Source organism: Rhizobium sp. YAF28 (assembly GCF_052113285.1).
GTDB lineage: Bacteria > Pseudomonadota > Alphaproteobacteria > Rhizobiales > Rhizobiaceae > Rhizobium.
This window is the reverse complement of sequence record NZ_JBFRCX010000016.1, coordinates 55,360-73,793: the sequence shown is the minus strand read 5'-3', so window position 1 is coordinate 73,793 and position 18,434 is coordinate 55,360. Positions and strand designations below refer to the sequence as shown.

The 18,434-nt window shown below is 60.7% G+C and carries 18 protein-coding genes; 8 read left to right on the top strand and 10 right to left on the bottom strand.

Annotation, left to right across the window (positions count from 1 at the left end; translation table 11 throughout):
* Positions 1–51 precede the first annotated feature (51 nt).
* From AB4Z13_RS28835 to AB4Z13_RS28805, 7 genes are read left to right on the top strand one after another with little or no spacing between them, the layout of a single operon-like run.
* Entirely contained in the window at positions 52–531 is a 480-nt protein-coding gene (locus AB4Z13_RS28835) for an ureidoglycolate lyase (protein WP_113321075.1), read from the top strand.
* 2 nt (positions 532–533) lie between these two features.
* The gene (locus AB4Z13_RS28830) at positions 534–1,445 is read left to right on the top strand and encodes an allantoinase PuuE (protein WP_442207402.1); all 912 of its coding nucleotides are present in this window, start codon (positions 534–536) and stop codon (positions 1,443–1,445) included.
* Between the two features lie 30 nt (positions 1,446–1,475).
* Positions 1,476–2,339, top strand: coding sequence for a substrate-binding periplasmic protein (locus tag AB4Z13_RS28825; protein ID WP_442207401.1), 864 nt, complete (start codon positions 1,476–1,478; stop codon positions 2,337–2,339).
* Between the two features lie 54 nt (positions 2,340–2,393).
* Complete coding sequence (locus AB4Z13_RS28820; RefSeq protein WP_113321078.1) at positions 2,394–3,065, top strand: amino acid ABC transporter permease; 672 nt, start codon at positions 2,394–2,396, stop codon at positions 3,063–3,065.
* Between the two features lie 9 nt (positions 3,066–3,074).
* Positions 3,075–3,755, top strand: coding sequence for an amino acid ABC transporter permease (locus AB4Z13_RS28815; protein WP_113321132.1), 681 nt, complete (start codon positions 3,075–3,077; stop codon positions 3,753–3,755).
* Positions 3,752–4,729: an NAD-dependent epimerase/dehydratase family protein gene (locus AB4Z13_RS28810; RefSeq protein WP_442207400.1), complete on the top strand. Its 978-nt coding sequence runs from the start codon at positions 3,752–3,754 to the stop codon at positions 4,727–4,729. The genes AB4Z13_RS28815 and AB4Z13_RS28810 overlap by 4 nt, the downstream gene beginning before the upstream one ends.
* Before the next feature lie 14 nt (positions 4,730–4,743).
* On the top strand, positions 4,744–5,514 hold the full coding sequence (locus tag AB4Z13_RS28805) for an SDR family oxidoreductase (protein ID WP_113321080.1): 771 nt from the start codon (positions 4,744–4,746) through the stop codon (positions 5,512–5,514).
* Positions 5,515–5,683: 169 nt separating this feature from the next.
* On the opposite strand, the gene AB4Z13_RS28800 is transcribed toward AB4Z13_RS28805, so the two are convergent.
* The 8 genes from AB4Z13_RS28800 to AB4Z13_RS28765 all read right to left on the bottom strand — a co-directional run bounded on the left by AB4Z13_RS28800 (position 5,684) and on the right by AB4Z13_RS28765 (position 13,468).
* On the bottom strand, positions 5,684–6,625 hold the full coding sequence (locus tag AB4Z13_RS28800; RefSeq protein ID WP_113321081.1) for an ABC transporter permease: 942 nt from the start codon (positions 6,623–6,625) through the stop codon (positions 5,684–5,686).
* Between the two features lies 1 nt (position 6,626).
* Positions 6,627–7,604 (bottom strand): ABC transporter permease, encoded by a 978-nt coding sequence (locus AB4Z13_RS28795; RefSeq protein WP_113321082.1) that lies wholly within the window; start codon positions 7,602–7,604, stop codon positions 6,627–6,629.
* Between the two features lies 1 nt (position 7,605).
* On the bottom strand, positions 7,606–9,087 hold the full coding sequence (locus AB4Z13_RS28790; RefSeq protein WP_442207431.1) for a sugar ABC transporter ATP-binding protein: 1,482 nt from the start codon (positions 9,085–9,087) through the stop codon (positions 7,606–7,608).
* Positions 9,087–10,100, bottom strand: coding sequence for a substrate-binding domain-containing protein (locus AB4Z13_RS28785; RefSeq protein ID WP_113321084.1), 1,014 nt, complete (start codon positions 10,098–10,100; stop codon positions 9,087–9,089). The genes AB4Z13_RS28790 and AB4Z13_RS28785 overlap by 1 nt, the downstream gene beginning before the upstream one ends.
* Positions 10,101–10,247: 147 nt before the next feature.
* Positions 10,248–11,132: an SMP-30/gluconolactonase/LRE family protein gene (locus AB4Z13_RS28780; protein WP_113321085.1), complete on the bottom strand. Its 885-nt coding sequence runs from the start codon at positions 11,130–11,132 to the stop codon at positions 10,248–10,250.
* 3 nt (positions 11,133–11,135) lie between these two features.
* Entirely contained in the window at positions 11,136–11,327 is a 192-nt protein-coding gene (locus tag AB4Z13_RS28775) for a tautomerase family protein (RefSeq protein WP_113321086.1), read from the bottom strand.
* Between the two features lie 112 nt (positions 11,328–11,439).
* A complete protein-coding gene (locus AB4Z13_RS28770) occupies positions 11,440–12,180 on the bottom strand; it encodes a response regulator transcription factor (RefSeq protein WP_113321087.1) in 741 nt (246 codons plus the stop codon).
* A gap of 1 nt (position 12,181) precedes the next feature.
* Complete coding sequence (locus AB4Z13_RS28765; protein ID WP_442207399.1) at positions 12,182–13,468, bottom strand: GAF domain-containing sensor histidine kinase; 1,287 nt, start codon at positions 13,466–13,468, stop codon at positions 12,182–12,184.
* 746 nt (positions 13,469–14,214) lie between these two features.
* Between AB4Z13_RS28765 and AB4Z13_RS28760 the strand changes: the two genes are divergently transcribed.
* Positions 14,215–15,936 (top strand): flagellin N-terminal helical domain-containing protein, encoded by a 1,722-nt coding sequence (locus AB4Z13_RS28760; protein ID WP_442207398.1) that lies wholly within the window; start codon positions 14,215–14,217, stop codon positions 15,934–15,936.
* Positions 15,937–16,059: 123 nt separating this feature from the next.
* Here AB4Z13_RS28760 and AB4Z13_RS28755 read toward each other — a convergent pair whose 3' ends face one another.
* Positions 16,060–16,791: a copper chaperone gene (locus tag AB4Z13_RS28755; RefSeq protein ID WP_442207397.1), complete on the bottom strand. Its 732-nt coding sequence runs from the start codon at positions 16,789–16,791 to the stop codon at positions 16,060–16,062.
* A gap of 1 nt (position 16,792) precedes the next feature.
* A complete protein-coding gene (locus tag AB4Z13_RS28750; RefSeq protein ID WP_442207396.1) occupies positions 16,793–18,388 on the bottom strand; it encodes a tyrosinase family protein in 1,596 nt (531 codons plus the stop codon).
* Positions 18,389–18,434 lie beyond the last annotated feature (46 nt).

The following is an 18,434-nucleotide window of genomic DNA, read 5'->3' as shown; positions in this document are numbered from 1 at the left end:
ACTTCCCCACGTGCCCCGCTGGTATCCCAGTGGGATCTATATGGAGTTGACGTGAGCAGGATCGTTCAACAGCTTAAACAGGCCGACTTCGTGGATTTCGGCGATGTCATTGAACATCAGGGCGATCAGCGCCGCCGCGCGCTCTCGATCGACTTTACGCACGAACAGGACGGCATGCGTCGCGCCTTTTGGGTGTCGAAAGTCGTCGCAGCGACAGCTCTTCCGGCAGAAGTCAAATTCCTTGAGAGACATCCCTTCTCCGACCAGGCCTTCGTGCCTCTTCGCGACACCCGTTTTCTTGTCGTGACTTGCCCGAGCAATCCGGACGGCAGCCCCGACCTGGAACAGATCCACGCCTACGAAGCAGGTCCCGGGCAGGGTGTGATCTACAGGCGCAATGTCTGGCACGCACCGCTTTCCGCTTTCGACGCTCCCGTCGAATTCTTCGTCACGATGGGGGTCACCGAAAAGGCCGCAAATGACGAGTTCTACGAGCTGCCGACACCTGTCGTGATCAATCCGGGGGCATGAGAATGAAACCGAAAAGCCACCTGACGCGGGATTTTGTCGGCTACGGCGCCGATGGCTACGATCCGAAATGGCCGGATGGAGCGCGCTTGGCGCTGAACATTGTCATCAATGTCGAAGAAGGGTCCGAGCCCTCTACCCTCGATGGAGATGCCGCAAGCGAGACCGCGCTGACGGAAGGCGGTTCGGGCTCGTTTGCCGGCCGCGATCTTGCCGCTGAATCGATGTTCGAATATGGGAGCCGTGTCGGGTTCTGGCGCCTGGCGCGATTGCTTGAGGAACGGTCCTTTCCGGCAACCGTCATGGCATGCGCCCTGGCGCTTGAGCGAAACCCCGAAATCTCAACGTATCTGCGGACAAGCAGATTCGACGTCTGCGCTCATGGTTGGCGCTGGGAGCACCATGGCGGGCTTTCCGTCGACGAGGAGCGTGCACGGATCAAAAGAACCGTGCAAAGCATAGAGGCCTCGATCGGCACCGCACCCGAAGGGTGGTATTGCCGCTATGGCCCAAGCGTCAACACGCGAAATCTCCTCGTCGAGCATGGCGGATTTTCCTACGACAGCGACGCCTATAACGAGGAATTGCCCTATTGGGTGAAGGTCGGGGACCGCAATCAGCTGATTGTTCCCTATAGCCTGACCAACAACGACGCCAAGTTCATGCGCGGCGCCATGGCCACCGCCGACCATTTTTTTCAGTTCCTGCGCGACGCATTCGACGTCCTTTATGCTGAAGGCAGGCATGCCCCGAAAATGATGTCGGTCGGTCTACATTTGCGCATCGCCGGTCATCCGGGAAGGGCAGCCGGGCTCCAGCGTTTTCTCGATCATGTCGCTCGCCACGACGGCGTCTGGGTGTGTCGCCGCGCCGACATTGCCAGGCATTGGCATCAGCACCACCAGCCGTCACCATAGTCAACGCCAGCAATAGAAAAGGGGAATGCAATGACAAAAAAAGCAATCAATTCAATCGCACTTCTGGCCGCTCTTGGAGCCTTGGGGCTTTCCGGCGCACCTGCTCTTGCAGATGACCATGCTCAGGACCAACCACTCGTCGTCGGCTCGGATTTCGGCGTCGCGCCGTGGATGGTGCGCGGTGCAAGCGGCCCGGAAGGGTTCGGCGTCGATCTCATCAACGCGATCGCAAAAAAGGTCGGACGGCCTTCGGTCGACGTGCAGGACATCAACTTCTCCGGCCTGTTTGCGGCACTATTTTCCAAACGTATCGAATTCACCGTCAATCCGCTCAACATCACGCAGGAGCGGTCCGAAAAGATGCTCTATACCGAGCCCTTTTTCGCAACGGGCAACGGCTTCCTCGTCAGAAAGGGCGAGAAACTCCCCGCGCTTGAGGGGCTGAAGGGTCAGGTCCTAGCCGTCAACCGGGGCACTATCTCGGACACCTGGGCGACGCAGAACGCCGAGAAATATGGCTTCGAGGTGGAGCGCTACGAGACCTTCCCGGATTCGGTGCAGGCCGTTATCACCCATCGCGCTTTCACAGCACTCAACGAGATCCCGACAACCGTCTTTGCCGCCAGCAAGAATCCTGCCATCGAGGTCGGCTTCAAGGATTTCAACGGCCGTAATTTCGGCTATGCTTTTCGTTACGGGGACGAAGCCTATCGAGACAAGGTCGAAGGCGCGATCGAATGCCTGAAACAGGACGGCACGATGGCGAAACTCTACGAGAAATGGTACGGCGAAAAGCCTGTTGACGGCACGGCCCTGACGACCGTTTTTCCCGGTTATGGCGCGCCGGGCTTCAAAGGCTACGACGACAAGCCGCACGAACTCGCCTGCAACTAACGGTGCTCAGATCCGGCGCGGCTGTGCCGCGCCGCGCTCCACGGCGAGGGTTCCATGGACCAGATTCTCGAAAACTACTTCAATGCCCCGGTCATCGCTCAAGCTTTGCCGGAGGTTTTTGCCGGCTTCATCGTAACGGTCGAAGTGGCCGTCTGCGTGATCGTCATCGGCGTCCTTACCGGGCTTGGCCTTGCGCTGCTGCGTTGCGCCAACAATCGGCCTCTCAACGGGCTGGTGACGGCCTATGTCGAGGTATTTCGCACGCTCCCGCAACTCGTCATCATCATCTTCATCTATTTCGGCCTGCCCTATCTCGGGCTGACCTTCTCGCCATTCTTCGCGACGGCGCTTGCGCTTGCTGCGGTCCTTGCCGCCTTTTCCGCGGAAATCTTCTGGGCAACGATCATGGCGGTTTCCAAGGGCCAATGGGAGGCCGCGTCTGCACTCGGCATTTCCCGTGCCCTGACGCTCCGCTTGGTCATCCTGCCGCAATCGATCCGGCTCGCCATCCCTTTGATTACCAACCGCTCGATCGCCATCACAAAAGGCACGGCGCTTGGTGCAGCGGTCTCCCTTCCCGAGGCGCTCGGCAGCGCCCAGAGCGCCATGTCCATTTACGCCAACCCGTCACCGCTGACATTGGCGGCCGCCTTCTATCTGGCTTTCTTCATCCCGCTCGTTTTCCTGAGCCGTGTGATGGAAAAGCGCTATGCACATGCGCATTGAGGAGTGGCCGTGGATCTTTTCATCCAGAATTTCGCAAGTTTTCAGTCCTTCCTGCTGATCTATCCGCTGCTGCTGCAGGGACTTGAAGTCACGGTCCTGCTGGCGCTTGTCTCACTGCCCCTGTCAGTGCTTTCGGGCCTCGGCGTGGCTATGATCTACAGCTTCGGCGGACCGCTCGTGCAACGGCTGGTCGTGATGTTCATCGATCTGCTGCGGTCTTTTCCGGTCCTCGTCCTGTTGATCCTGATCTTCTACAGCCTGCCGTTTTTCGGGCTGACGCTCGGCAATTTCACTGCCGTCGTCGTGGCGCTGATCATCAACAATACCGGCTATTTCGGCGAGATCTTTCGCGCCGGTCTCCAGTCTATCCCCAAGGGCCAGCACGAAGCGGCAGCAGCGCTCGGCCTTCATCGTTTCCACACGACTATGCTCGTGATCCTTCCCCAGGTCCTACGCAAGGTTCTGGCCCCGCTCGCCAGCAATTCCCTGGAACTTGTCAAGACGACCTCGATCGCCTCGATGGTGGCACTTCCTGAATTGCTGCGTTCAGCCCGTGTCGCGCAGGAGCAGACCTACAATCCGACACCGCTGACCGCGGCAGCAGTGATCTTCTTCGTCATGTTGTGGCCCTTCTCCCACTGGGTATCGCGCATGGAGAGACGCGCCATCATCGGGAGCAATCGGAGATGAGCATCGTCATTACCGGCGGCACGGGTTTCGTCGGCCTTGCCGTGGCCGAGGCTCTCGGACAGGCTGATGAGGCCGTCGTGCTCTTTGGACGCGAAGCGGTTCCTGCAGCGTTTGGCGGCGAGTTTGGGAATATCAAGTTCGTTGCCGGCGACATTACCAGCGCCGCCGACATCGATCACCTCGTTGGCACCGAGGCTGTAAAGGCCGTCATCCATCTGGCGGCCGTTACGCCGGATCGTCAGGCAGAAATGGCCGATCCCGCCGGCTTGATCGCGGTCAATGTCGGCGGAACGGCCAATCTCATGCACGCCCTTTCCGGTCTTTCGCCACGGCCACGCCTCATCCTGGCAAGCAGCGTCGCCGTCTATGGAGTGGCACGGCCGGAGGGAGGTACCTATCAGGAAGATGAATCCCGGCCGTCGCCGGTCAGCCTCTACGGCATTACGAAGCTCGCCGCCGAAGCGACAGCCATGCGACTTGCAGACCTTTACGGGATTGATCTGACGATCGTCCGGCTCGGCCCTGTCTATGGTCCGTGGGAATACAAGACCGGTCTGCGCCCTGTCCTGAGCCCGCATGGCCAGGTTGTCGATCTCTGGCGGGAAGGAGAAAATGTCGTTCTGCCACGGCCCTTGACCGGCGACTGGCTCTATAGTCGCGATGCCGGGGCCGGCATTGCTGCCCTTCTCCGGCAGAAGGAATTGAACCACACCATCTACAATCTCGGCGGCGGGCAGGTCACGAGCGTGGCCGAATGGTGCGATGCGTTGCAAGGCCTTCCCGATGCGCGCGGCTGGCGCATTGCCAATGGCGGCGAAGTGGCGAACCTGACATTCGGCCTCGCCGCGGACCGAGCGCCTCTTTCGATCGACCGTCTCTTGTCGGATACGGGTTTCCAACCACGGTTCGCCGGCCGGCATGCTGCTGAAGACTTTATCAAATGGCAATCCTCCCTCCGGACAGAAAAATCATAGGACGGACAGCGATCATGCGCCTGAAGAACAAGACCGCCATCATAACCGGCGCTTCCTCCGGTATTGGCCGTGCTATTGCTGTCCGCTTCATGGAGGAAGGCGCCAATGTTGTCGCCGTCGATATTTCGACGGCGGTTGTCGAAGGTGGCGCGCCTGTGATCGAAGTGCTGAGCGCAATTGGTCCGAATGCTATCTTCATCCAAGGAGACGTCGCGCGCTCCGAGGACGTCTCGCATGTCTTTGCAGAAGCCCAGGCCCGTTTCGGAAGGCTCGACATCGTCGTCAACAACGCCGCCATTCACGTGCCGAAACCGCTCGCCGAAACGGAGGAGACAGAGTGGGACCGGGTCATGGACGTGAACCTGAAGGGCGCCTTTCTTTGCAGCCGTGCGGCCGTGCGGATCATGCTTCAGCAGGAGATCGTCGCCGAAACGCGTGGCAGGATCGTCAATATTTCCTCGCAGCACGGCATGGTTTCTGCGCCGGGTGATTTCGCCTATGGTGTCAGCAAGGCCGGCCTCGTCTACATGACGAAACAGATTGCCGCTGATTACGCCGCCGCCAACATCATCTGCAACGCTGTCGCGCCGGGTAAGATATTGACCGGGAAATCGGGCCGGGCAATCCTGCCGGAGATGCTGGAATATTCGCACAAACGGACGCCGATGCCGCGCCTGGGTAGACCCACCGATGTCGCAAGCGCTGCGCTGTTTTTGGCGAGCGATGAAGCGTCCTATATTACCGGTCACAACCTTTTGGTTGACGGTGGCTGGATGGCTGCCTGACACAGGAGGTTATATCGATAACAGCTTCCCCAGCTGCTCTGTGATATCCGACGGCGCAGCGCGGCCGAAACTTCGCGATCGTGCTTGCGATCGCCCTCGCCTCCTCCGCATCGAGTTCGACGTCTGGGCTTGAGGTCGCTTACGCGGGGCGCGCGCGCGCCTGACGATCTTATGAGCGTTTGCCTCCAGCAGCGGTGATGACGCCGACGATGATGAGGCCGGTGAGCAGCAGGCGCACGCCGGCGCTGACGCCGAATGTGTTGAGCATGGTGAGCAGAAGCACGAGGAAAAGGGCGGCCCCCCAGATGCCGGGAATATTGGCCTTTCCGCCCGCGACCGAGGTGCCGCCGATGACGACGACGGCGATCGAGGAAAGCAGATATTCATTGCCGATATCGACATTTGCGCCGCGAAAATAGCCGGCAAGCAGCGCCCCGTTCAGACCGCCGAGCGTGCCCGAGAGTGTATAGGTGAGAAAACGGATGCGCCCGACAGGAACACCGGCAAGCCAGGCGGCGCGGATATTCTGCCCGATCGCCAGCACCGAGCGCCCGTAGATCATCCTCTGGAGCGCAATGCCGGCGCCCAAGGTGAACAGGATGGTGACAAGGGCCAGTACAGGAACGCCGAGAATCTGCAGGTTGGTGAATTCCGCAAAACCCGGCGGTGGCTTGATCTGCAGGCCGCGGCCATAGCTGATGTCGATCGACTGGATGATGAAGCTTGCCGAGAGCGTGGCTATGATCGGCGGAATGCGCAGCGCCCAGATCAGCAGGTAATTGGCAGCGCCGACCGCAGCACCGCTGGCGAGCGCCGCAAGCAGGCCGATTGCGATCATGCTGTCCTGCCCGTCCATGGTCTTCATCGCGACGGCGCTGGCAAGCCCGATATTGGCCGGCAGCGAGAGATCGACATTGCCGGGGCCGAGCGTGATGACGAACATCTGCCCTGTACCGACGATGACCATGAAGACGGCGAGCGAGAAGGCGGCCGTCAGCATGCCGCCGGCGCCGTAGCCGCCGGTAAACGCGATGGTGGCGAGCCAGGCGGCGAGAGCGCCGATGAAGGACCAGATCCAAGGTTTTGCGGCGAGCGCCTTCAATTGCGCCATGTCATGCCTCCTTGCGGCTGATGAGCGCGCGTGCGGCAAGCACGATGATGAGGATCGCGCCATTCGCTGCCACCTGCCAGTCCGGCGGAATATGCATGAAGGTCAGGAGCGACGAGGCGGCGAGCGCCAGCGTCAGCGCGCCGATGACCGCGCCGATCGGCGACACGCGCCCACCCATGAATTCGCCGCCACCGAGAATGACGCCGGCGATCGACAGCAGCGTATAGCCATTGCCGATATTGGCATCGCCCGACGAGGTAATGCCGATCAGCGTCATGCCCGAGAGCACGCCGAAGCTTCCGGCCAAGGCAAAGAGCGTGATCTTGGTGTGCAAGAGCGACCAGCCGGCCCGCGCTAGCGCTGCCGGATTGCCGCCCGAGCCGCGCAGAATGACGCCGTACGAGGTGCGCATCAGGCCGAAATAGACGACGGCGGCTATGACGATCGCGGCGACGATCGGAAAAGGAATGAAGGGCGGCTTGAAGGACGTGATCGCCTGCAGCCAGTCAGGCGCCTTGCCACCGGGTTTGGGCAGCACGAGGATCGCCAACCCCTGCCAGACGAAACTCATGCCGAGCGTCACGACGATCGACGGCAGGTTGCGCAGGTGGATCAGGGCGCCGAGCAGCGCATAGACGCCAATCGAACCAAGTAGCACAACGATGCCGAGCAGCGGCGCGTCTCGCAGCCAGGTGGCGGTGACGCAGCCGACGAAACCGACGAAGGTGCCGATCGAAAGATCGAGCTCGTTGCCGGCGATGACGAACATCTGCGCGATGGTGGCGAGCGCAATCGGGATCGCGAGGTTCAGCATCAGGCTGAAGCCGAAATAGGAGATGGCGCGCGGATTGAGCCAGGCGATCGCAATCAGCACCAGAACGAGCGAGAGCGCCGGCAGCATGGCGCGCAGGGTGCGTGCCCTTCTGGCGCTGCTGCGGGCCGGGCGCATGAGGGAATTGTTCAGCGAAACGAATGTCATCTCAGCTTGCCTCGACGAAGGAGGATTGGATGATCTTCTCCTCGGTCAGCTCGTCGCGCGTGAGGTTGGCGACGATGCGGCCGTTCTTGAAGACGTAGACATGGTGACAATTGTCGAGCTCTTCCGTCTCGGTCGTATACCAGATGAAGGTGCGGCCATTGGCGGCCTCCTGGCGGATGAGATCGTAGACTTCGAGCTTGGTGCCGATATCGACGCCGCGCATCGGATCGTCCATTAGAATGATCTCGGCATCGGAGCCGAGCGCACGGGCAAAGAGCGCCTTCTGCTGGTTGCCGCCCGAAAGCGACAGGATGTTGTTGTTCATGTCGGGCGTGCGGATGCCGATCCGGCGCTTCCACGCATCGGCAAGCTCGGCCTCGCGCTTTTGCGAGATGAGCAGGCCGGCACGCAGCCGCTTCAGCGACCGGATGCCGATATTCTCTGCGATCGACCATTGCGGGAAGGTGCCGTCGGACTGCCGGTCGCCGGCAACAAGCGCCACCGGTGCTGTCACCTCGATGCCGATCTTGCTGCGGCGCGCGGCATTGAAGATCGCCAGCAACAGATCGGTCTGGCCGTGGCCGGCAAGCCCGGCAAGGCCGATGATGGAACCTGATTGGGCAACGAGCTCGGCGCCATCGCCCTGACGCGCCGGCCGTGCTCGCACGCGCGGCGCACCTGTCGGCTTGGCGGCGACGGCTTGCGTTGCACCTTTCTCACGATGGGCGGCCCCACCCATTGTCGCGACCAGCCGGTCGCGGTCATAGGCACGAGCCGCATCGGCGGCCACGACCTTGCCGTCGCGCATGACGACGATGCGGTCGGCATTCTGCAGCACCTCGCCAAGCACATGCGAAATCAGGATGCAGCTGCCCCCGGCCGCAACGAAGCGCCGGACGAAGGCGAGCAGCTGGCCAGCGGTATGGGCATCGAGCGAAGAGGTCGGCTCGTCAAGGATGACGAGGTTCAGCGGATCCTCCGTCACCGTGAAGGCGCGGGCGACCTCCACCATCTGCCGCCGCCCGATCGACAGATCCGCGATGATATCGGAGGCATCGATGCCGTGCTCGGGAAAGATCTCGTCGAGCTTGGCGCTAATCAGTTCGGCGGCACGCCCGTGCCAGCCGAAACCACGCAGTGACGGATGGTTGATGCGGGTATTCTCTGCAACGGAAAGATTGGGACAGAGCGACAGTTCCTGGAAGACGCAGCGGATGCCGAACCTCTGGGCGCGGATGACCGAATAGTTCTCCGTGACCGCCTTGCCGATCGTCATGCTGCCGCGGTCGAGCACCAGCGTTCCCGCCAGCATGTTCATCAGCGTCGACTTGCCGGCGCCGTTATGGCCGACGAGCCCGACGCATTCGCCGGCGCGAACGTCGAAATCGACGCCATCAAGCGCCCTCACGGCGCCGAAATGTTTTTCGGCGCCGCTGAGGCTGACGATGATCCGGGTGGCCACAGCCTGCACCGGCGTGATCATCACTTGATATTGGCCTTAATGGCTTCGATGGCATCGGCTTGCGTATATTCCTTAGTGGCAACGCTGCCGACGGGAATATCCGTCAGATGCTTCTCGAAATCATCCTGCGTAAACGCGAGATAAGGCACCAGGAGATCGTGTGGGATGTCCGTGCGGCCGTCGAGCACCTGCTGGGCGACCCAGAAGGCGAGCGTCGAGACACCGGGCGCGATCGAGGCGGACCAGGTCTTGTAACCGTCCTTGGCCTTCTGCTCCTTCCACCATTGCAGCTCGTCCTGACGGTTTCCCATGATGATGGTCGGGCGCGGCTTGCCGGCAGCGGCAAAGGCCTGAGCCGCGCCGTAGCCGTCGCCGCCCTGGGTGACGACGCCGACGATATCGGGCAGCGAGGGGAGAACAGTCGCGACTGCTTTTTGCGCCGTCGTCTGGTCCCAGTTGCCGGTAACCGAATTGACAATCTTGAATTCGGGATGAGCGGCAACGGCTTCGATCAGGCCCTTGTGGATGGAATCGTCGATCGAGGTACCGGCAAGGCCGCGGATTTCCAAGAGGTTCCCGCCTTCCGGATGAAACGCCTTCATCTGCGCGATTTCCTGTTTGCCCATATCCTCGAAATCAACGACGACGCGATAGGCGCAAGGCTCGTTGACGATACCATCAAAGGAGACGACGACGATGCCTGCTTCGCAGGCTTGCTTGACGGCACCATTCAGCGCATCCGGCGAAGCGGCGTTGATGACGATCGCGTCATAGCCCTGCAGTATGAGGTTCTGGATCTGGGCGGCCTGGGTTGGCACTTCCTGGTCGGCCGTGGTGAAGACGTCGGCCGCGCCCACGATCTTGTCGGCGACGGCCTTCTTGGTCACGATGTCATAGCTCTTGAGCATCGCCTGGCGCCAGGAATTGCCAGCATAATTGTTCGAGAAGGCGATTTTCTTGCCGCTCGTGTCGGCAAAGGCCGTGCCCGATGCGAGCAGTGCGGCAAGGCTGGCAAGTACGAAGACTTTACGCATTTCAATCCTCCCTAAGTTGTTTGGCCTTGAGTGAAAGGCTTTCACCCGGCGCCGGTCATTCTCCGGCAATCCGTCGATCGGATGCTTGGACATCCATGGCGCCGATCCTCCATCGGCAGCCACTCCTGCTAGCCGGTTTCCCGGATGTCAGAACAGTCTTAACCCCGGGACGCGCACCCTCAGCCGGTGCAGCGAACTCGAGGCGGTAATATACAGGCTCTTCAGATCCTCGTCACCGAAGGCGAAATTGGCGGTCGGCTCCGGCGTGCGGATAAGGCCGAGCATATGGCCCGAAGGATCGAAGACATGGATGCCGCCCGGCCCGCAGCAATAGACATTGCCGCAGCTGTCGATCTTCATGCCGTCAGGCGCACCCGGCGCCTCTCCTTTCGTCTCGGCCCAGACCGCCCCTCCCGTGAGCTCGCCCTGCGGCGAGATGGCAAAAACCCGGATATGCTGGCGCTCGGTGTCGTTGACGAAGAGGCGCGATTCATCGAGCGAGAAGCAGAGCCCGTTCGGCTGGGCGAAATCATCCACCAACAGCGTCAGGTTGGAACCGTCGGGATCGACGCGGTAGACGCCCTGGAAGGAGAGATCCTGCGGCCGTGGCACGCCATAGTATTCCATCCGCCCATAGGTCGGATCGGTGAAATAGATCGCGCCGCCGGTCGCAACGACGATGTCGTTCGGGCTGTTGAGTTCCTTGCCCTTGTAGTGTGTGGCGATGACACTCGTCGAACCGTCGCGCTCGAGCCTCGTGACGCGGCTCATCGCATGTTCACAGGTGAGCAAACGCCCTTCGCGGTCCAGCGTATTGCCGTTCGCCTTGTTGCTCGGTCGGCGAAAATCCTCGACCGCGCCGGAACGCCGGCGGATATACATGCGGTCTTCGGGCATGTCGCTGAAGACAAGCCATTTCTCGTAAGGATGCCAGACGGGACCTTCGGTGAAGCCGAGACCGCTTGCCAAGGTCTCCAGCGCCCCGTCGCCGACCACGTCGGCAAATCCCGGATTGCGGGTGCTCCTCGCCATGGCTCAGCTCTTCGAGGATTGGACGGATTTTCCGCCGACGAACCAGTCGGATGCCAGGACGTCCTCGAAGACGACCCAGATCGCCTCCTTCGGCAGTTCGGCCAGTTCGCTGACGGCAGCGGTGACGCGCCGCGCGATCTCGTCCTTGCGCTCCTGGGAATGGCCTTTGAGAATCTGGATGTTGACGAAGGGCATGGCGTGTTCTCCCGTCTGCTTTTTATTGCTTGTGTCCGAGTTAGCCACGGATGGAAGGGTTCGGCTACGTTTGAAGACGCAGATTTGAATGTGCAAACACACACTCGGATCTTCAGAGCTCCTTCGGCGGCGAAGCCTGGTCGATCCAGGCATCGAGGCTCTCCTGCGCGCGCCTCAGCGCATCGACATTGATAAGGCCGCGGGCAAAGGCCAGACAGATCGCCCGCGTGCGGGAATTGAAGAGCGAACCCTCGCCCGCCCCGTCCTCGGGCATGACGACGCCGAGCTTTTCGTAGAGATGGCGGATGCGCGCCTGCGCGCCGCGGGTAGAGAGGCCGCGGCGGGCGGCGATCGCCTTGTCCGTCAGCCCGAGCGCGACATCGATCAGGCTCTCATATTCGCTGTCTGTAATGCCCTCCAGCCGATCCTGCACGCGATGCTGGATGCCGCGCACCTCCCGGTCGATGATGCAGTGCCCCTCGGCGAAGACGCCGCGGAGAGCCGAGCGCATGCCCTCCTCCGAGGCCGATTTCAGCACATAGCCGTAGACGGTGCCCGGCGGCACGATACGGGCAACCCCGCGCACGTAGGATTCATCGGCGAAATTCGACCAGAAAAGGATGTGGGTATTGGCCCGTCGGCTCCAGATGGATCGCGCCACTTCGATGCCTGTCGCTTTCGGCAATTGCAGATCGAGCACCACATAGGGCGGCTCGCGGCGTCGCGCGAGATCGATTGCGACGTCGCCGCTGCCTGCCTCGATCACCTCGACATCACCCGGCCACAGATGCTCGATCGTGGCGCGCACGAATGCGCGATGCAACCCGTCATCCTCGGCAATCATCACCAGCATGTCAGAGCCTCCCCGCGGCGTTGGCTGCAGCGACCGCGGCGTCCGGCGGCAGCGTGCCGGTACTTATCGTCTCGCCAGCAAACGGCACGTCGATTGCCACGCGCGTACCGCCCTTGCGGCTGGAGCGGCCGATGCGAAGCTGCGCACCGATCAGCGCCGCCCGCGTGTGCATATGGCCGATGCCGCCGCTCGCCTGCGGGTCGGCCTGGACGCAACCTGACCCGTCGTCGGTGACAACAATCTTCAGCAGCGACGGCGTCGATTCGATGCGCACCTCGATGCGCCGCGGCATTGCGTGCTTGACGGCATTGTTGATCGCCTCCTGGGCGATGCGGTAGATCGCCGTCAGCGTGCGCTCCGACAGCATGTCGGCGGCGCCTTCGCTGGTATCCTGGATCCGCACCGCAATCGAAGGCGTTGCCCGGCTGACGCTGCGGTTGAGATGCGCCTCTATGGCATCGCGCAAGCCGAAGAGCTCGAGCACGCTCGGCCGCATATCGTCGACGATGTGGCGCAGTTCCGTCAGGCAGTTGACGACTTCCCGCTCGAGATCCGCAAGCTGGCTGACGCCGGCCATGCCACGGCGATGCAGCGCAGAGACCTGGCGCACGACACGGGCAAGATCGGCGAGTGTCTGGTCGTGCAGGTCCATGGCGATGCGCCGCCGCTCCTGCTCCATGCCTTCGGTCAGCCGAGATGCGCCGACGCGCAGGATCTCTTCGCGATTGCGCGCATCGCTTTCTGCCATCATCGCCCGGCGTGCCTCCTCGCTCTGGATCAGCGCGAAGATATAGGGTGCAATGAATTCGGCGCAGTGCTGGGCGATCTCCAGATCGGCAGGCGTGTAGCAGCCGGGCTCGTGCCTGCTGATGTTGAGGGCGCCGATGATCTCGCCCCTTGCCCGCATCGGCACGACGATGCGGCTGCGTAACTTGGCGGTAAAGATCGGCTCGTCTATTGCGCCCGTGAAATGAAAGCGCTCATCTCCGAGCGCATCATCGCTTAAGAGATATGGCAGCTCGCCTCTGAGCACCGCCCGCACCGGGCTAAGTTCGACCGGCGGTGGACTGAGCGCCAGTTCGCTCCAGCTTGTCTGATAACCTGTCTCGTAGCAAATGTGGCTCCGCCCGCCGTTCAATAGAACGGCGACATCGATATGGTCATGCGGCAGCAACTTGAAGATCTCTGTTGCCGTTGCCCGAAACGCTGCTCCCGTCTCGGTATGTCCAGCAAAGGCACGCGAGATCGCGAGCATCCGGTCGAACAGCTCGGCATCGTGTCTGATCATCGTCACTCCTCCGACAATCCCGCTCCTCCTCGAAGCAAAGCATTAATGCCATGTTCCTCCGGCGATGACACTATTTGCGATCGTCCCTGCCGACACAAGCTGCTTTCCAAGCAGGAGTTTCTGATCGGCAAAAGCTCTACACGCGCTTCCTGCAAAGAACATTCTCACTCTCGATGACATTCACGACGCACATGAAATCGAAAAGAAATTCGTTCACCTTCACGCCGGCTTCGAACCCGAGTTGGCATTCGTCGCACCGGTGATACCACAATTCCGACGCTTCGATGGTGGGGCGTGATCACAGGCAAGCATCGCGACGAAGAGTGATAAGGTAGGATCTTGCCACCCACAGAGACCGCGCCGACGCCAGCACGTATTCGAGACGTGGGGGATAAGCCGCCGCTCTCCGTCGAGATGACGTTCGATCGGGTCAACTTCCACACCCAGGATCTGCTGACAGGATTGGAAAAAACGAGCAACCAGGAATAGAATTTTTCGCGCCCGGCGTAGTCACGCTAACCTTTTTTTAACCATCTCCATTGCAAAAAGGTTCACGAAATTGCCGGTCTACTTGAGTGCCCGGCAATAGCCCTAGCACACTGATTTCGTTCGGTTTCGTGGGGGCGACGGTCCTGCCATGATCGCAGGCACCCTCGTGGTTAGCCGTTAAATGTTCCGACATCGCCAGCTATGTTTGCCGGACGCGCTTAAGTCCGGGGGCTGGCTTATCCTCACGGGGCTTTAACATGGCCAGCATTTTGACCAACACGTCCGCTATGACAGCCCGCCAGACATTACGCGGCGTCAACGCCGGTCTCGAAAAGACGCAGCAGCAAGTCAGCTCGGGTCTAAGGGTTCAAAAAGCATCCGACAATGCGGCTTACTGGGCGATCTCTACGACGATGAGGTCGGACAACAGGGCTTTCTCAGCGGTATCTGACGCCATCGAATTGGGATCGGCCACAGTCAATACCGCCTATACCGCAACCTCGTCCATCGTCGATATCCTCAGCGAGTTCAAAGCCAAACTGGTTGCAGCCAAAGAGAATGGCGTCGACAAATCGAAAATCCAGGATGAGCTCGATCAACTAAACGCACAGGCCGAAACAACGGTGATCTCGGCGAGTTTTAGCGGCCAGAACTGGCTGAGCACCAATGCACCAACGCACCTGATGGAAACGATTGACCTCACAACCGACGTGGTCTCGTCATTCGTCCGATCAGAGAACGGAGCAGTGGCGGTTGCAACAAACAAGGTGAACCTTAAATCGACCAGCATGCTGAACGCTGGAGGAGGCGGCATCCTCCAGAAAGAGATCGGCGGTGTTGGAGACATCGGTGGGTTTCGGAGCACCGGCATCAATTCCGTGGCACATGAAGGCCACGAGAGCCACCTGTTCACTGGTCCAGCGACATTTGGTGCAACAGACTACATCACATTTGATCTGGTGGTCGACGCGGGGACCCACTCCGCGGGCGTCAGTTTCGCGGGATTGCGGATCGACAAGAGTGTCATAGATGTTGCTCTCGGCACCACGGATGGCACGATCCACGACGGCGCAGAGATGAGAAAGGTCTTGCAGAAGGTCTTCGCAGACAACTCGGTTCCCGCAACAGCCAACGAGACCATGTTCACAGGCTCACCTACGGCTCCAGGTGTCTTTGAAGTCGGCTCGCTTGAGACCTCGGGTCATCCAGGCTCCAGCATCGATATCTCCAACGCCATATCACATCTCGCAAGCACCTATCCCGCCGGTTTTGCCATGGGCCTCGAAAATCCGCCAAATGCCAACCACGACAACATGTACCCGGAAGCCTTCTTCGATTTCACCAAACCATTCACCGTCTCGCCGAAGTCCCAGATTTTCTTTGACGCACAGGTGGGACCGGGAGCTCCTCAATCCTTCACGATCGACCGGACGACGGTGGATGCGGCCCTTGGAACGACGGATGGCTTTATCAGCAATGCAGCCGATCTTGCGACTGTCATTGGGTTCGTCACAGCCGGACTGGGCCTGTCGATAGTCACCTCCGGCAACCGCCTGACTTTTTCGGCCGACCAGACGGTCTATCCCAACGCGGGAAATCGCACGGCGCGCGTCATGGTCGGAAACGTCAGCTCAAATCCCACATGGGCATTGGAGTTCGATCTTGCGGAAGTCGATGTCACGTCGTCGAACTTCACGATCGACGAATATCTTGTCGGCATCGAATACATGCTGCACCGGTCAACTGCGAGCGGCAGTGTCCTTGGCTCTCTCAACAAGCGGCTCGACATGCAGTCGGATTTCGTAAGCCACCTGCAAGCCAGCATGACATCCGGGATCGGCCGTCTGGTGGATGCGGACATGGAGGAAGAATCTGCCAGGCTAGCAGCACAACAGACCCAGCAGCAGCTTGCCGTCCAGGCGCTTCAGATTGCAAACACGACCCCTGGCACAATCCTGCAGCTTTATTCAGGTCGATAGGCTCGTGTGGGGCACCATCGCGGCGTGCGAAAGTGGTGGGGAGCGTCGCCGTGACACCAAGGAGGTCGACATGGTCATAGGCGGGAATGCCCAATATCATGGAAAACCTCCTCGACACCCGGTTCAGACCGACAGCCGGACCCCGTTGAACCATGTTGCAGGCTGGGGGCCGCGTTTTCGCTCGAGAAGAGCAAGGATCATCGTGGCGGCCATGACAGCCCAGTGAACGATGCCGCTGGAGACGAGGACCACCAGCATGAAGGCCCAGCAGGTCGCCGCGCATGACAGTCCGCGGGCCACACCAAACCGAAACACGTCGAGGTCGGCCCGATTGCCGTAGGCCGCAAGAGGCGGCCTACCATGGCAGGCGTTCAGGAACCATTGCTTGCTCGGCGTCACCTGCCAGACGAAGGCAATCAGCAGCGCGGGCAGGATTGGTGCCAATGCGACGGTCTGGCTCCAGGCATTCAGCACGATGGCGGCAGGAACGAGTATGGTCCCGGCCGCAATCCAGACGAGGAGATAGGCCAACACAAACGCACCGACAGCTCTTGGCCTGCGGCGGCTGAAACTGCGTCGCCAGACATGCAGCAATGGCCCGGCGAGCAGAGGCGGCATCATTGCCAGGATCATCGCGACCCAGGCCAACGCCGTCAAAAACAAACCCTTGTCTGCGAGGGCGACATCGACCTGGGTCGTCAGGCGGCCTGCCACCGAGGACGAGGAAAAGCAGAGGTCAGGCATGGCCGGCAAAACCTCTTTGCCCGTCATCACCATCCAGCCGAACAGCGTGGCGAGGAGAAGCGGCTTGGGAAGTCGTGTGATGAGACACCAAACGACGACGACGGGCCGCACCTTACTGCTCCTGTCGGTAGACGCTGATACGCCCGATGGAAATTCCTTCGCTTGTCACCCCCGGCACGGCCGAGACGAGTTTGACCGAAATCTCCTCTGCCAGTCCCTCTTGGGCAAAAGCGGCATCGATGATCCTGGTGATGTCGAAGGAGGCATTGATGCCGCTGCCGCCGGTCGGCCCTTCCCGCTTGCTTGCCTTGCTGACACCGAACATCGACAGGGTGCCGGCGAGATGCTCGGTATCGTCGGATGGATCGGCATCGCCGGGCAAGTTGACATAGACGTAAAACACCGCGGCGTCGGTCGGACTTTTGACGTTCTCAAGGTTGAGATAGACCTTGTCCGGTTCCTTCTGGACGCTGGGCGAGATCGACAAGGTGGTGGACAGCCGCTGCTGCTGGTCCTTGTCCAGCCGCACTTTTGTCTCGACGACGTCATCGCCAAGTTTGATCGTCCCGCTATTGGCTCCGAGGAGCTCTGCCTGTTTCGGTGGCGCCATTGACACAGCTCCTGCAACCTGGAATGCGACCTGCGGCGTTGCTCCGAGCCGCTGGAGGCGAGCGGCCACCACGCTCGTCAGGTCCTCGCCGGCCGGCTCGTCATCATAGATATAGTTGAGCGACGGCGATTGTGTATCGAGGACGTCCTGCGCCTTGAAATTATAGATCGTGCCATCGACGGCAGGCATCGCAAATTCTCGATCCTGTGGCCCATCGAGCCAGTCCGGGTCAATCGGATTGGCAAACACATCCGCACTGTCGTTCGGACGGCGCTTCTGGCGCAACCAGACATTCCAAAGGCGGTCGATATTGGCATGATGCAGCCAGAAGATGGGATCGAGGGCGGCGGTGTCGGGGTTGGTCATCCAGCCGATTTCCAGGGGATCCTGACTGAGGCCGTTGCCCTTGAAGCCGCCGCCGACGAGAACATGGACGGGGCCGTGGGGTTGGGTTTCGAGCACGCCGAAGGTGCCGTCATTGCTTTCGTCGCCATGCCAGAATGGCGTCTTGACGCCCCCGAAGCCTGGCGAACCGCCACCGGCCGAGCCTTCGAAAAACCGTTCGGCGAGCGGGTCGGTGATGGTAACGGCGCGGGGGTCTAGCACGATTGGCGATTGCACCTGGGGTACTTGCCCCGTACCGTAACGCTGCGCCACAAAGAGGAAGTTGCGCTGACCGCCGACAAGCTTGTCCGTCGCGAAGGCGGGCGGCAATTCGCGACTGCGCGCATCGGCCGAATAATTCCAGTAGGGGAGCGCCCAATCCTTCGGGCCACCCAGGTCGATAATGGCGTTGCGGATGATACGCTCGAAGGCAAGCAGATAACCTCTGTGCCAGGGAAGGAAATACCAGGTCAGATGCTGGCACTGCCGCCAAAGCGCTGTCTGCGCCGGGCCGGCCGGCAAAGTTGCGCCAGCCGGGATGATGTTGAAACCGCGCCAGATCGGTTCGTCGATGCCGTGCATGGCGGCAAGCGACCACCAGCTCGTGACATCGGAAAATGGCAGTCCCTGAAGACGCTCGACGGCACGGCCATACCAAAGTAACGTTTGATCGCCACTTGGTAGCTTCCAAACATCTTTGCGAACAAACATCATGTCCTCCCCCGATTAGGCATTATTCTGGTAGAGTTTTAGGATGTGC